Annotated in this window: 15 protein-coding genes; 10 read left to right on the top strand and 5 right to left on the bottom strand. The window is 67.9% G+C overall.

The window, feature by feature from the left end; translation table 11 throughout:
• Positions 1-5: 5 nt before the first annotated feature.
• The 7 genes from NWFMUON74_RS00840 to NWFMUON74_RS00810 all read left to right on the top strand — a co-directional run bounded on the left by NWFMUON74_RS00840 (position 6) and on the right by NWFMUON74_RS00810 (position 6,489).
• Positions 6-593 (top strand): bacterial proteasome activator family protein, encoded by a 588-nt coding sequence (locus NWFMUON74_RS00840; protein WP_187686124.1) that lies wholly within the window; start codon positions 6-8, stop codon positions 591-593.
• A gap of 66 nt (positions 594-659) precedes the next feature.
• On the top strand, positions 660-1,553 hold the full coding sequence (gene wzm, locus NWFMUON74_RS00835; protein WP_425300488.1) for a galactan export ABC transporter permease subunit Wzm/RfbD: 894 nt from the start codon (positions 660-662) through the stop codon (positions 1,551-1,553).
• Between the two features lie 7 nt (positions 1,554-1,560).
• Positions 1,561-2,379, top strand: coding sequence for a galactan export ABC transporter ATP-binding subunit Wzt/RfbE (wzt, locus tag NWFMUON74_RS00830; protein WP_187686122.1), 819 nt, complete (start codon positions 1,561-1,563; stop codon positions 2,377-2,379).
• Positions 2,376-3,284, top strand: a complete 909-nt coding sequence (gene glfT1 / locus NWFMUON74_RS00825; protein WP_187686121.1) for a galactofuranosyltransferase GlfT1 — start codon at positions 2,376-2,378, stop codon at positions 3,282-3,284. Before wzt ends, glfT1 begins: the two co-directional genes overlap by 4 nt.
• A gap of 30 nt (positions 3,285-3,314) precedes the next feature.
• Complete coding sequence (locus tag NWFMUON74_RS35800; RefSeq protein WP_232110773.1) at positions 3,315-4,196, top strand: hypothetical protein; 882 nt, start codon at positions 3,315-3,317, stop codon at positions 4,194-4,196.
• 250 nt (positions 4,197-4,446) lie between these two features.
• The gene (gene rsgA / locus NWFMUON74_RS00815; RefSeq protein ID WP_187686120.1) at positions 4,447-5,505 is read left to right on the top strand and encodes a ribosome small subunit-dependent GTPase A; all 1,059 of its coding nucleotides are present in this window, start codon (positions 4,447-4,449) and stop codon (positions 5,503-5,505) included.
• A 135-nt stretch (positions 5,506-5,640) separates the two neighbouring features.
• On the top strand, positions 5,641-6,489 hold the full coding sequence (locus NWFMUON74_RS00810) for an SDR family oxidoreductase (RefSeq protein ID WP_187688830.1): 849 nt from the start codon (positions 5,641-5,643) through the stop codon (positions 6,487-6,489).
• Positions 6,490-6,518: 29 nt separating this feature from the next.
• Here NWFMUON74_RS00810 and NWFMUON74_RS00805 read toward each other — a convergent pair whose 3' ends face one another.
• A complete protein-coding gene (locus NWFMUON74_RS00805; RefSeq protein ID WP_187686119.1) occupies positions 6,519-7,034 on the bottom strand; it encodes an SRPBCC family protein in 516 nt (171 codons plus the stop codon).
• On the bottom strand, positions 7,031-7,414 hold the full coding sequence (locus tag NWFMUON74_RS00800) for a hypothetical protein (RefSeq protein WP_187686118.1): 384 nt from the start codon (positions 7,412-7,414) through the stop codon (positions 7,031-7,033). Before NWFMUON74_RS00800 ends, NWFMUON74_RS00805 begins: the two co-directional genes overlap by 4 nt.
• Positions 7,415-7,435: 21 nt before the next feature.
• Between NWFMUON74_RS00800 and NWFMUON74_RS00795 the strand changes: the two genes are divergently transcribed.
• Complete coding sequence (locus NWFMUON74_RS00795) at positions 7,436-8,032, top strand: TetR/AcrR family transcriptional regulator (RefSeq protein ID WP_187686117.1); 597 nt, start codon at positions 7,436-7,438, stop codon at positions 8,030-8,032.
• Between the two features lie 13 nt (positions 8,033-8,045).
• Here NWFMUON74_RS00795 and NWFMUON74_RS00790 read toward each other — a convergent pair whose 3' ends face one another.
• Positions 8,046-9,983 (bottom strand): glycosyltransferase, encoded by a 1,938-nt coding sequence (locus tag NWFMUON74_RS00790; RefSeq protein ID WP_187686116.1) that lies wholly within the window; start codon positions 9,981-9,983, stop codon positions 8,046-8,048.
• A gap of 57 nt (positions 9,984-10,040) precedes the next feature.
• Positions 10,041-10,550: a GtrA family protein gene (locus NWFMUON74_RS00785; protein ID WP_232110772.1), complete on the bottom strand. Its 510-nt coding sequence runs from the start codon at positions 10,548-10,550 to the stop codon at positions 10,041-10,043.
• A gap of 124 nt (positions 10,551-10,674) precedes the next feature.
• Here NWFMUON74_RS00785 and NWFMUON74_RS00780 point away from each other — a divergent pair, with 124 nt between their 5' ends.
• Both NWFMUON74_RS00780 and NWFMUON74_RS00775 read left to right on the top strand, forming a co-directional pair.
• Positions 10,675-11,643 carry a glycosyltransferase gene (locus tag NWFMUON74_RS00780; RefSeq protein WP_187686115.1) on the top strand — a complete coding sequence of 323 codons (969 nt, stop codon included), beginning with the start codon at positions 10,675-10,677 and terminating at the stop codon, positions 11,641-11,643.
• Positions 11,640-13,184, top strand: coding sequence for a DUF2142 domain-containing protein (locus tag NWFMUON74_RS00775; protein ID WP_187686114.1), 1,545 nt, complete (start codon positions 11,640-11,642; stop codon positions 13,182-13,184). The genes NWFMUON74_RS00780 and NWFMUON74_RS00775 overlap by 4 nt, the downstream gene beginning before the upstream one ends.
• A gap of 6 nt (positions 13,185-13,190) precedes the next feature.
• Here NWFMUON74_RS00775 and rfbB read toward each other — a convergent pair whose 3' ends face one another.
• Positions 13,191-14,192, bottom strand: coding sequence for a dTDP-glucose 4,6-dehydratase (gene rfbB / locus NWFMUON74_RS00770; RefSeq protein WP_187686113.1), 1,002 nt, complete (start codon positions 14,190-14,192; stop codon positions 13,191-13,193).
• Positions 14,193-14,364: the final 172 nt, after the last annotated feature.

The following is a 14,364-nucleotide window of genomic DNA, read 5'->3' as shown; positions in this document are numbered from 1 at the left end:
AGATCATGACGCAATCGGACGGAGCACCGGATTCCATCGTGGTGATCGGCCCCGAAGGCAAGCCGCTGGTCATCCCGGCGAGCGCCCAGAGTGAGGCGCCGTTCGCCGGGCAGGTGGTCGGCGAGAGCGGCGAGGGGACCGAGACCGACAGCAAGGACGAGTCGCTGGCCGACATGGTCGAGCAACCGGCGAAGGTCATGCGCATCGGCACCATGATCAAGCAACTGCTGGAGGAGGTACGGGCCGCGCCGCTCGACGACGCCAGCCGCACCCGCCTCAAGGAGATCCACCAGACCTCGATCCGCGAGCTGGAACAGGGCCTGTCGCCGGAGCTGCGCGACGAGCTGGAACGCCTCGCGCTGCCGTTCAGCGAGGGTTCCATTCCCTCCGACGCCGAGCTGCGCATCGCGCAGGCCCAGCTGGTCGGCTGGCTGGAGGGCCTGTTCCACGGCATCCAGACGGCGCTGTTCGCGCAGCAGATGGCCGCGCGTCAGCAGCTCGAGCAGATGCGGCACGCGCTGCCGCCGGGCGCGCACTCCCCGGGCGAACGCGGACAGGGCGGTTCGGCCACGGGCAGCGGCCAGTATCTCTGAGCGACCATGCGCGGTTTGCGGCCCGCACGCAGCGGCCGCTACCGCGCACGGCTACAGTCGGTCACTGTGCCCGCAGCAGCTCCAGCCGAGCCGGCGACCGCCGAACAGCGCCCGGCCGACGCCTCGGTACCGATAGTGTCTGATTCGCAGTCGTTCGGACGTGCGTTCAAGGATCTACGCGACGGCTTCGCGCAGCGTGAACTATGGCTGTCGCTGGGCTGGCAGGACATCAAGCAGCGGTACCGGCGATCGGTGCTGGGACCGTTCTGGATCACCATCTCCACCGCCGTGCAGGCGGCCGCCATCGGCCTGCTGTACGCGACGCTGCTGGCTCAGCCGCTGCGCGAATATCTGCCGTACGTGACGGTCGGCATCATCGTGTGGAATGTGATCGAGGCCAGCATCATCGAGGGCGCGGACGTGTTCATCGCCAACGAGGGCCTGATCAAACAGCTGCCCTCGGCCTTGAGCGTGCACATCTACCGCATGGTGTGGCGGCAGTTCCTGTTCTTCGCGCACAACCTGATCATCTACGCGGTGATGCTGGTGGGATTCAGCGTCTGGCGCGATCTGAACTGGTCGGCGCTGCTCGTGCTGCCCGCCATCGTGCTGCTGTTCCTGAATGCGATGTGGGTGTCGATCGTGTTCGGCATCTTCAGCACTCGCTACCGCGACATCGCGCCGATTCTCGGCAGCCTCACCCGCATGCTGTTCGTGCTGACCCCCGTCATGTGGTCGGCGAAAGTGCTGCACGCGCAGGGCGGCACGGTGAGCGAGCGGGCGCGGCTGGTCGAATTGATCCCGACGTTCCACTATCTCGAGATCGTGCGCGCGCCCGCGCTGGGCGATCCCATCGCCTTGCGCAGCTGGCTGGTGGTGCTGGCATTCACCGTCGTCGGCTGGGCGGTGGCAGTCTTGGCTCTGAAGCAGTACCGATCCCGCGTCCCCTACTGGGTGTGAAGGCGACATGTCCGATGTGAGTATCGAAACCCGGAATGCCTGGGTGGAGTTTCCGATCTTCGACGCCAAATCACGGTCTCTGAAGAAGGCGTTTCTCGGCAAGGCCGGTGGCTCCATCGGGCGCAACAAGTCCGATGTGGTGGTCGTCGAGGCGCTGCGCGACATCACGGTGTCGTTCCAGGAGGGCGACCGGGTCGGCTTGGTCGGCCACAACGGCGCCGGCAAATCGACACTGCTGCGGCTGCTGTCGGGGATCTACGAACCCACTCGGGGCAGCGCGCGCGTAACCGGCCGGGTGGCACCGGTTTTCGATCTCGGCGTCGGCATGGACCCGGAAATCTCCGGCTACGAGAACATCATCATTCGCGGGCTGTTCCTCGGGCAGTCCCGTAAGCAGATGCTGGCCAAGGTCGACGAGATCGCCGAGTTCACCGAGCTCGGCGAATATCTGAACATGCCGCTGCGCACCTATTCCGCCGGTATGCGGGTCCGGCTGGCGATGGGCGTGGTGACCTCGATCGATCCCGAGATCCTGTTGCTGGACGAGGGTATCGGCGCGGTGGACGCCGAGTTCATGAAGAAGGCGCGAAATCGGCTGCGCGATCTCGTCGCTCGCTCCGGAATCCTGGTATTTTGCAGCCATTCCAACGAATTCCTGGCGCAACTGTGCGACACCGCGATCTGGATCGATCACGGGCAGATGCGGATGCGCGGCGGAATCGAGGAAGTGGTGCGGGCCTACGAGGGGCCCGAAGCCGGTGATCATGTCGCCCAAATTCTGCGCGAGCTGGAACGAGAACGGGAACTGGAGCGGAATCCCACATGAGTGAACCGGCACCGGGCGGGGACCGCATCGTCGCGGTGGTCGTCACCCACAAACGCCGTGAGTTGCTGGCCGAATCGTTGAAGGTGCTCGGTGCGCAGACGCGCCCGGTCGATCATCTGATCGTGGTGGACAACGCCAACGAGCCCGAGGTGGGCGAGCTGGTGCGGGAGCAACCGGTCCCGGCGACCTATCTGGGTTCGGAGCACAACCTCGGCGGGGCGGGCGGTTTCGCGCTGGGCATCCTGCACGCGCTGTCGCTCGGCGCGGACTGGGTGTGGCTGGCCGACGACGACGGCCGCCCGGAGGGGCCGGAGGTGCTCGAGACGCTGGTGGACTGCGCCCGGCGGCACGGGCTCGCGGAGGTGTCGCCGGTGGTGGCCGACATCGACGATCCGGACCGGCTGGCCTTTCCGCTGCGCCGCGGCGTGGTGTGGCGGCGACTGCGTTCCGAACTCGGCGACGACGACTTCCTGCCCGGCATCGCCTCGCTGTTCAACGGCGCGCTGATCTCGGCGCGGGCCGTCGACGTGATCGGGGTTCCGGATCTGCGGCTGTTCGTGCGCGGGGACGAGGTGGAGGTCCATCGGCGCCTGGTGCGGTCGGGGCTGCCGTTCGGCACCTGCCTGCGGGCGGCGTATCTGCACCCCAACGGATCCGCCGAGTTCAAGCCGATTCTGGGTGGGCGCATGCACACCCAGTACCCGGACGATCCGGTCAAGCGCTATTTCACCTATCGCAACCGCGGCTACCTCATGGCACAGCCCGGCATGCGCAAACTGCTGCCGCAGGAATGGGCTAGGTTCTCCTGGTTCTTCCTTGTGCAGCAAAAAGATCCGGCCGGTCTGAAAGAATGGCTGCGACTGCGACGCCTGGGGCGGCGCGAGCAGTTCCACAAACCCGGTTAGATCAGCGTTTTCGAATATGGAGGTACGGCTGTGAGCAACCCCTACGGCGGGCAGCCACCGAACGGGCACAATCCCTGGCAGCAGAACGGGCAACCGCCGTATCCCGGAGTTCCCCAGCCGCAGCACGGCGGTGGCGGCTACGGTGCGCCGCAACCGCACAGCACATCTGCCCCGCAACTGCCGCAGCGCGGCGCCCAACAGCCGCACAGCGCGTCGTCGCCGCAGCTGCCGCAGGCCGGGAACGGTGGTCCCGGCGTGTCCTCACCGCAGCTTCCGCAGCCGCACGGCGCGTCGGCTCCGCAGTTCCCGCAGCCCGGTTATCCTCCGCAGCCGCCGTACGGCGCGCAGCCTGGGTACGGTGCGCCCCAGCCGGGATACGGCGCACCCGTTCCCGGACAACCGTTTCCGGGTGCACCGGCCAATCCCTATGGTGGGCAGCCGAATCCGTACGGGCAGCCGAATTACGGTGCGCCGCAGGGGCAACTCCCGCCGCCGTACGGCGCCGGAGGGCCGCAGTTCCAGCCCGAGCCGGGCCCGCCCGGCATCGTGGTGGACAGTTCCTACTTCCCGATGGCCTTCATGCTCGCGCTGACCGGACCGAAGATCCTCGTGAACGGACAGCAGGTGCCGATGGCGCGCTGGGGAGCCACACACATCCCGATCGGGCCGGGCCAGCATCATGTCCGGGTCGCCACCCGCTGGATGTGGGATATGGGCCCGGCCGATGCCGTGGTGCCGGTGGCCGAGGGCATGAGCACCCGCGTCTACTACCGCTCACCGGCGATCGCGTTCATCCGCGGGGCCATCGGCCCGGTGCCGCAGTCCACGCCCGGCATCGCGTTCATCTATGTGATGTGGGGTCTCGTGGCGCTCATCGTGCTGCTCAACATCGTGATGATCGCGGCCATCTAGGCGCGGTCGAAGCACGATCTCGTAAAACATGTTGCGCCCCGTCGGGGGCGCCTGTCATCGTTGTACCCGTCCACAGGGGACGCAACGTCGAAGGGTCGAGGAGGTGGAAGCGTGAACGCCAACTATCGGATTGCCGCGGTCGGGCAGCGGCCGGATGTCGAAAGCCGCGCCGCCGCATGCGCTTCCACCCTCTCCCCGATGCACTGAGCCCACGCCGGGCCCGGTGCCCGACGAAGGACGACTCTCCATCATGGTCGATTACGACCGTCTGACTCCTTACGGCTGGAATCCGGCCGTATCCGCCGCGTATACCCGACTGCTCGACACCGGCTGGGTCCCGGCCCGCGTGATCCGGATGGATCGCAGCGAGTGTGACGTCGCGACACCCGAAGGGCTCGCGCGTGCGCGCTGCCCGCGGGCGGATACCAACGTCGAGGGTCTGTGTACCGGCGACTGGGTCGCGCTGGACACCGAACTCGTTGTGCGGCAACTACTTCCCCGGCGCACGGCGATCGTGCGCGCCACCGTTTCCGGGCGTTCACAGGCCCAGGTACTGGCCGCGAACGTGGACACGGTGCTGGTGTGCACGGCCGCCGACGGCGACGTCGACCTGGGGCGCATCGAGCGAATGCTGGCCCTGGCCTGGGAATCCGGTGCGCAGCCGGTGGTGGTGTTGACGAAAACCGATCTGGCCGTGGATGTTCCGCTGGACGAGGTGCGCGCGGTCGCGCCGGGTGCGACCACGCTGGCCGTGAGCGCGACCACGGGTGCGGGCATGGACGTGCTCACCGCGGTACTGACGGGCACCGTCGCGTTGCTCGGTCCCTCCGGCGCGGGTAAGTCGACGCTGGCGAACGCGCTGCTCGGCGCGGAAGTGTTCGCCACCGACGAGGTGCGCGCCACCGACAAGCGCGGCCGGCACACCACCGTGCACCGCGAGTTGCGCCCACTGCCCGGCGGCGGCACCCTCATCGACACCCCCGGCCTGCGTTCGGTCGGGTTGTGGGACGCGGCCGAGGGCCTGGGCCGCACCTTCAGCGACATCGAAACCCTCGCGGCGGACTGCCGTTTCGCCGACTGCTCGCACCAGCGCGAGCCCGGCTGCGTGATCCAGGCCGCGCTGGAATCGGGCGCCCTTCCCCGCCGCCGCTTCGACAGCTACCTGAAATTGCAGCGCGAGAACGAGTGGCTGGCCGCCCGCACCGACGCCCGCCTACGCGCCGAACGCCAGCGAGCTTGGAAGAACGCCGAAAAGTCACAGCGCTGGGAGTATCGCAGGCGTCACTCCGACCGATCCCGAGAAGTGTGATGTTCGCCCCCGTCGCTATGCAACTAATTGCATAGCGACGGGGGCTGACTTAGTCTCCGAATCGGGTAGATCCCTCCCCCGGCGGGGTTCGTTCGAGATCATCGAGGCGGGGGTGCGACAGATTGGAGCTGGATGATGGCGGAAGCAGGTAAGGGGCTGGCGGGGCGAACTCTGATCATGTCGGGCGGCAGCCGCGGCATCGGGTTGGAGATCGCGAAGCGGGCCGCGGCCGACGGGGCCAATATCACCCTGATCGCGAAGACCGACCAGCCGCATCCGAAGCTGCCGGGCACCATTCACACCGCGGCCGCCGAACTCGAGCAGGCCGGGGGCACGGTGCTGAAGTTCGTCGGCGACGTGCGCGACGACGAGGCGGTCGCGCAGGCCGTGCAGCAGACCATCGGGCGGTTCGGCGGCATCGACCTGGTTGTCAACAACGCCTCGGCGATCGATCTCTCGCCGACCGAGACGCTGTCGATGAAGAAATACGACCTGATGCAGGACATCAACTGCCGCGGCAGTTTCCTGCTGTCCAAGCTGAGCATTCCGGCGCTGAAGGAATCGGCGCAGGCGGGGCGCAACCCGCACATCCTGACCCTGTCCCCGCCGCTGAACCTGGACCCGAAGTGGGCGGGCCAATCGCTGGGCTACACCATCGCGAAGTACGGAATGTCGCTCACCACTTTGGGTTTGGCCGAGGAGCTGCGTAAGTACGGCATCGGCGTCAACTCGCTGTGGCCCCGCACCACCATCGCCACCGCCGCGGTCAAGAACCTGCTCGGCGGCGACGAGATGGTCCGAACCTCCCGCACCCCAGACATCTACGCCGACTCCGCCTACCTCGTGCTCACCTCCCCCGCGAAGGACACCACCGGCAACTTCTTCCTCGACGACGAGGTGCTGGCCGCCCACGGCATCACCGACCTGGACAAGTACCGCGTGACCCCCGGCGACGAACCCTTGACGACCGACCTGTTCCTCTGACGGGGCGCGCTCGAATTCGCCGATCGCGATCAGCCGGACATCGGCCGGGCGGGCGGTGCTACCGCCTCCCGCTCGGCCAGTTCACGCAGCGTGAGCAACTGCTTGCGCATCATGACGAAATCACCGATGAGCACCGGCGCGAGCAGCCACGCCGGGCCCCGGAAGCGTACGCGCGCATGGAGTCTGCAACCGTCGCCGTCCGGCCGCGTGGCATAGGTGACGGCGACACCGGCGCCGCGCAGCGTGATGTGCTCGGCGGGAGCGAAACCGATCAGCGTGAACGCGCCCATGAAGCGCTGGCCGATCGCGAGCTCGGTCAGCCGCCGATCGCGTCGGCGCGGACTGGTGCGGCCGAAATTGTCGAGCAGGTCGTAGCTGTACGGCGCCACCCGCAGCTGACACAGCCAGGCGAACACCAGACCGTGCGGGGCGTCGACGCCGACCGCCCGGTCACACACCGTCACAGTGCCCGAAAGCTCGGCGTCGCAGGGTAATTCGGCACTCAGTTCGGCGGAGGTGGCACCCCACACCCGCCCGGGAATCATGCTCCCTCGCGTTCGGCCGAGGCGGCGATCCGGCGCAGCAGCCGCCGGACCACCAGCCGATGCCCGCCGCTGCCTATCACCAGAGCCTTGTAGATGCGGCCCGCCACCCCGGGAAAGACGGCGCGCGTCTCGGCGGTCAGGGTGGTGCGGCCCGGCGTGGCCTCGGACAGCGAGAAGACCAGCGCATACCGTGAGAACGGATGGTTACCCCGCAGCGCCAGGCGATGTGGCGGATCCACCTCGTCGGGCACGAAACCCCTGGGCACGGTGCTGAGGTCGGCCGGATCCGAACAGGACGACCGCAGCAGGGCGGTCCAGGTATGTTCCCGATCGGCGGTGATTACTCTGGAATGCTGGTCGATATAGGGCAAACGCTCCATATAGAAGGAACGTACTAGTACATGGCGCCACCCCGCAAGCACGACACCGACGTGATCCTCGACGCAGCGCGCAGCCTGGTCCTGCGCGACGGCCCCCGCGCGGCCAGCGTCGCCGCCATCGCGGCGGCCAGTGGCGCGCCGGTGGGCACGCTGTATCACCGGTTCGGCAACCGCAACGGGGTGCTCGTCGCGACCTGGATCCGCGCGCTGGAACGGTTTCAGGCGCGAGCGCTGGCTGCCGCGGCCGATCCGGATCCGCTGGCGGCCGCCGTCGGAATGGCCGTCGCCACCATCGAATTCGCGCGCGCGGAGCCCGACGACGCCAAACTGCTCCTGCATCTGCGCCCGGGCGATCTGCTCGACGGCGCACCCGAAACCGAGCTGCGCGACCGCCTGGCCCGCATGAACTCACCCCTGATCGAGCACGTCCGGCGACTGACCCGAGATCTCTTCGGCGCCGACGACCCCCGCTCGATCGACCGCCTCACCCGCGCCGTCGTGGACCTGCCCAACGCCACCCTCCGCCGCCACGCCCGCCACGGCGACCTCCCCGACTGGCTGGAATCCGACGTCGCCACCGCCGCCCGCACCCTGCTCGCCCCGCATCCGGGCGGCTAGCGGCGACGCCGAATCAGATGCCGTAGAGGCGTTCCCAGTTCTCGCGGCTGGTGAGTTCGGGCATGGCCGCGCGGTACTGTTCGGACACCGCGGGCAGTTCGCGACGCAGGCGGCGCAGCACCCGGACGGTGCGCAGCAGCAGGGCGCGGGCCTTGGCCTTGTCCCGCTTGCGGATTCGCACCCCGGACTGCGACGCGTCGGTCACCATCACGTGCTCGAACAGGCCGATGTGCCACCAGTGCGCGTCCTCGCGGGTGACGGCCTTCAAACCCGGCTGGACGCGGCCGGTCCACTGCTGGATGGCCCGCTTGATCAGCACCAGCACCGGACGGCTCGGCTCCCCGCTCGCCCGCCGCACCTCGACATCGGCGTTGCGGATCGGCGCGGTGGCCGCCGGATGCTTCACCGTCTCGCCGTATTCACCGCGGCTGGTGCGCGCGGCGGCGAGGGCGGCCTGACCGCCGTCCCGCAGCATCCGCGGACCCTGCAGGAAATCCTCGATACCCTGCAGTGTCGTATGCGCCAGGCCGTATTGCATACCGACCAGATACTCCGAGATCTCCCGGAAAAGCCTGCGCGTGACGAGCTTCGGATCCAGCTCGGTGTGCAGTGCCGAGACGATGAGCGAATTACGCGACGAGAAGTAGCGCGCCCAGTCGTCGAAATCCTTCCAATAGAAGTCGGCGTGCCACACGGCCGCATTCGGCAGGGTCACGGTGACGAAACCGTGTTCGCGGGCGCGCAAACCGTATTCGACGTCGTCCCATTGGAAGAAGATCGGGATCGGCAATCCGATGCTCTTGACCACCTCGGACGGGATGAGGCAGGTCCACCAGGCGTTGTAGCCGGCGTCGACGCGCCGCTCCTGATTGCGTTTGAGCATGCTGGTGTTGCGCAGCGCCTTGGCCACCTTCTGGCCGTGCCGCAGGATCGGCAGATCCGTTTCCTCCGCGCCGACGTTCAGATAGTCGGGATTGAGCAGGAACAGCATCTGCGCGCCGACGAGCGTCGGCTCGGTCGTCATATTCGCGAAGGCGTTGAGCCGCAACACCGTTTCCGGCTCGCAGAGGATGTCGTCGTCCATCAGGATGACGTCGGCGTGCTCGTCGGCCGCCGACACCTCGTACAGGCCGCGGGTGAAACCGCCCGCCCCACCGAGATTCGGCTGGCGCAGGTAGCGCAGCTTGTCACCGAAGCGGGGCTTGGTCTCCTGGTACAGCGGCCGGTCCTCGACCAGATCGGTGCCCTGATCCACCACGTATACCGCGTCGATGGCGGCCAGCACGGTGGGATCGGACGCCAGCGCCGCCACGGTGTGCGCGCAGTCCTGCGCGCGGTTGAACGTGCAGATGGCGATCGCCACGGGCCGCACCCGCTCGGGGGCCGCCGCCGACCACTCCAGCTCGCCGATGCCCAATTCCCCACCGACGGCGTCGAATTCGAGCCACAGCGCGCCACCGTCGACGTACTGGTCCAGCGGCGCCCGCAGCACCACGCGCTGTCCGGCGGCGCGCTCGTCCGGACCCTGGCCGTTGCGCCCGTCCTGCGCGCGCACGTCGGCGGTGTCGATGATGCGCCGGTGCCCGGCGATATCGGAGGCCGCCAGCCGCACCCGCGCCCGGTCGCCCACGGTCAGCGTCATGGCGACCTCGACCTCGGTCACCGTGGTCCAGCGCTGCCAGTAGCTGGCGGCGAACCGGCCGAAGTAGGTGTTGGTATGCGCGGCGGCGCCCTTCTCCAGCCGCAGCGTCATCCGTTCCCGGGTGGCCTTGCCCTTGGTGACCGCGTACATCTCGGCGCTGATCTTCGGTGCGGGACCGGCGAAGACGCCCCGCTGTAGCACCAGCCGTCCCGGAGCCCGGTGATCGGCCCGCAACGCGGCGGGCGCGGCGTCGGCGATCAGCCGGTCGTTCTCGGATGCGGTCACGGCCTGCCCAGCCGACTGGTCCATATTTACAGTCCCTTTTTGTGATCTCGTGTTCGCCAGAGCGGAACCATTATCTCCATCTCACGCGTCGGCGTCGGATCGGGCCGCCCGCGCGCCGGTGAACACGAATTTGTCGTATGCCCAATAGCGGAATACCACCGCGACGATCTGGCCGATCACAGTGCCGGAGATGTTGTCCGACAGCGGTGTCGACAGATCCAGTACGTACCGGGAGAAACCGAGACAGCCCAGTTGCAGGCCGATCGCTACCACGTTGAACAGCGCGTAGAGCAGATATTCGCGCCCCGGGCTGCCGCCCTTCTTGTGCGCGAAGGTCCACCACTTGTTGCCGAAGTAGGTGACCACCGTCGCCACCACGATGGCGATGATCTTGGCGGGCAGCGGCGCGTGGTACAGCACGCCCTCCCCGCCCCAGAAGACCAGCAGATTGTAGGTGCCCGCGTCGACGAGAAAGCCGATCGCGCCGACGACGAGAAACGCCCCGCCCTGCCGCAACGCCGCGAGCACCTTGGTGATCAGGGGCGCGTCGGTCCGAGCGGCCGCATCGGTCGCGGTCTCACTGCTGGTCACTCCGGCGACGGTACCGCATCCTGGATACACACCGAGGGTTACCGGGCGCGTCCGGGCGGCTCCCCTGTACCCTCCCGGTGTTCCGTATTTCAGCGTCCGATTTCACACATGAGGGACTGACGGGGTGGACCCCACCGAGCTTCGTATCGCCGCAGTGGTGCCCTGCCACAACGAGGAGGCCGCGGTGGCCAAGGTCGTCGCCGACCTCAAGGCCGCCGTGCCGGGCATCGTCGTCTACGTCTACGACAACCTGAGCACGGACGGCACCGCCGACCGCGCTCGCGCCGCCGGTGCGATCGTGCGCACCGAGCACACCAAGGGCAAGGGCAACGTCGTACGGCGCGCGTTCGCCGATATCGAGGCCGACGTCTATCTGATGATCGACGGCGACGACACCTACGACGCCTCCGCCGCGCCGCTGATGATCAAGACCCTGCTGGACGGTCCCTACGATCACGTGCTGGGCGTGCGCAAGCAGAACGAGGGCGAGAACGCCTACCGCACAGGCCACGAGACCGGCAACAAGGTCCTCAACGGCGTGGTCGGCAAGGTGTTCGGCGAGAACGTCGAGGACATGCTCTCCGGCTATCGGGTGTTCTCCCGCCGGTTCGTCAAGAGCTTCCCCGCCGTGTCGCGCGAGTTCGAGATCGAGACCGAGCTGACCGTGCATTCGCTGCACCTGCGGGTGCCGCAGACCCAGGTGCCGGTGGGGTTCCGCGATCGGCCGGCCGGCAGCGAGAGCAAGCTGCGCACCTATCACGACGGCTTCAAGATCCTGGCCCTGATCATCGGGCTGGCCCGGCACGAGCGGCCGGTCGCGTTCTACGGCTTGTTCGGCACCCTGGCCTGGGCGATCTCGATCATCCTGATCACCCCGATCGTCATCGAGTTCTACGAGATCCACGAGGTACCAAGGTTCCCGACGCTGTTCCTCGGCTTCACCCTGCTGCTGCTGGGCAGCCTGGCCTGGACCGCGGGCCTGATCCTCGACGGCATCCGCCGCTCCCGGCACGAGGCCGCGCGCCTGATGTACCTGCGGTATTCGGCGGTCGGCACGGAGGCCGGTGAGCGGATCGGCGAGGGCCGCCGATGACGACCGAGGCCCGCCCGCAGGCCGTCGAACGGCCGGCCGAGGAGGGCCCCGGGACCGAAACGACGCAGACACCCGCCGGACCGGCTCCGCTGCGGCGGGCCGGAGGCTGGGTCCAGCGGCGGCTCGGCGCGGCCACGGCCGTATTCCTCATCGTCGCAGGAGTTTTCGGGGTGGCGTGGGCGACGTTGACGCCGTCGTTCTGGGGCCACGACGAGATCACCCAGTTCGGCCGGTCCTATCAGGTCGCGCACGGCGGCTTCCTGCCCCAGCGCGTGCCCGACGACCGCGGCGTCGCCTACGGCGGGGACATCCCGCTCAGCGTCGACGGCCTGATGGGCTACGCCTTCTACGACTACAACCGCCGACCGGCCGAGCCCGAGCCGATGGCCGCCGATCCCGTCTCCTACCGGCTGCTGGAATCGGCCCCGGTGACCACCGAAGCCACCAAGCCGATGTGGTTCACCAACACCGCCGCCTATTCACCGGTCCCGTATGTGCCCGCGGCCGTGGGCATCCGGGTGGCCGAGGCGCTCGATCTCGATGTGGGCGGCCTGGTGCTGCTGACCCGGCTGGCGGGCCTGTGCGCCTACCTGGCCGTGGTCGGGTTCGCCCTGTGGCTGCTGCGCGGATTCCGGGTGCAGTGGCTCGCGTTCGCCGTCGCGGTGTTGCCGATCGCGCTGTTCCAGGCCGGTACGGTCACCGCCGACACGCTGACCAACGCGCTGGCGATCCTGGTGTCGTGCCTGCTGGTCAAGGGATTGTTCCTGGGGGCCAGGCTGTGTCGCACCGAGGTCGTCGCCGCGCTCGCCGCCACCGTGGCGCTGCCGCTGTGCAAGCCGACGTACGTGCTGCTGGCCATGCTCACCGTCCTGATTCCGGCTCGGCAGTACGGCTTTTCGAGCTGGCGGCGCTGGATTCCGTGGGCCTGCGCGGCGGTGGGCGCCGGTGCGTTCGCGGTGTGGATGAAACTGGCCGCGCCGACGGGTGAGGGCATGGGCCTGATGCGGCCGGCGGCGCAATGGCATTCGGTGCGGCCCGGCGATCAGCTGAAGGAGATCCTCGGCCATCCCTGGGATTTCCTGAACACTTTCGTCGAGAGCATCTGGTTCCGCGATCAGCGCTGGTTCACCCAATTCTTCGGGGAACTCGGATTCGCCTATATCGACGTGCCCGCGATATCGATTCTGGCCTGCCTGCTGGCCTTCGCGATCGGGCTGGGAATCGCCGAGCGGATGACCGCGGACCGGCTGCGCACCTGGGTCGTCGCGCTCACCGTGCTGGCCAGTATCGCGATGATCTATGTGACGCTGTACATGTCGTTCACGCCGGTCGGCTATTACCTCATCGACGGCGTCCAGGGCAGGTATTTCGTGCCGCTGGCGGTGGTCGCGTTCGCGGTGCTGCTGCGGTGGATGCCGTTGCGGCTGACGAATGTTCGCGCGCTGACGCCCGCGAAAGGTCCGGCGACAGCGATCGTGGCCGCCACCGTGGTCTCGCTGATCGCCGCGATCGCCAAGTACGACTTCCTGGTCTGGGGCTGAGCGGACTTACAGCACCCTTTCCCCCGCGGCCGCGTACGCCTGCTCGGTGAGATCCTTCTGCGGCCGCCACCAGTCCTCGTGCTCGCGATACCAGCGGATGGTGTCGGCCAGCCCGACCCGGAAGTCGGAGAACCGAGGCTCCCAGCCGAGTTCGGAACGGAGCAGGCGGGCATCGATGGCGTAGCGCTGGTCGTGGCCGGGGCGATCGGTGACGTGGTCGAAATCGTCGGGGTCGCGGCCGAATTCGGCGAGGATCATTCGCACCACGGACTTGTTGTCCAATTCGCCGTCGGCGCCGATCAGATACGTCTGCCCGATGCGGCCGCGGTCGAGAATCGACCACACCGCGCTGTTGTGGTCGTGGACGTGAATCCAGTCGCGCACCTGGTGCCCGGCGCCGTACAACCGCGGCCGCGCCCCGTCGATGAGATTGGTGATCTGCCGCGGGATGAACTTCTCCACATGCTGATAGGGGCCGTAGTTGTTGCTGCAGTTGGAAATCGTCGCGCGCACGCCGAACGAACGCACCCAGGCCCGCACGAGCATGTCGCTGGAGGCCTTGGTGGCCGAATACGGGCTCGACGGGTTGTACGGGGTCGTCTCGTCGAACGCCGGCGCCTCGGCGTCGAGATCGCCGTAGACCTCGTCGGTGGAGATGTGGTGGTAGCGCACGTCGTACCGGCGCACCGCCTGCAGCAGCGAATACGTCCCGACGATATTGGTCTGCACGAACGGCCACGGCTGCGTCAGCGAATTGTCGTTGTGCGACTCGGCGGCGAAATGCACCACCGCGTCCACCCCACCGACCAGCCGATCGACCAGTTCCAGATCCGCGATATCGCCGTGCACGAAATCGATGCGGTCGGCGACCGGCGCCAGCGACGCCCGGTTACCGGCGTAGGTGAGCTTGTCGAGCACCACGATCCGGGTGTCGGGCCGCTCGGCGAGGGTCTGGTGGACGAAGTTGGCGCCGATGAACCCGGCGCCACCGGTTACGAGCAATCGCACGATCGTCAACACTATCGGCCACCGCGGGGGCCGGACCACCGGCCGGGTCCGAGGCGTGGCGGGCGAGAGTTCGCGCCACAATGGGGCCGCAGTAGTTCATACCGGACGGTCGGACATTTCAGGCACCGATCGTTCATTCCTACGGGATGCAGATAACAATGCGGTTACCTAC

The organism is Nocardia wallacei (assembly GCF_014466955.1).
Classification (GTDB): domain Bacteria; phylum Actinomycetota; class Actinomycetes; order Mycobacteriales; family Mycobacteriaceae; genus Nocardia; species Nocardia wallacei.
The sequence above is the reverse complement of the archived record's forward strand: the minus strand, read 5'-3'. Positions and strand labels throughout refer to the sequence as shown.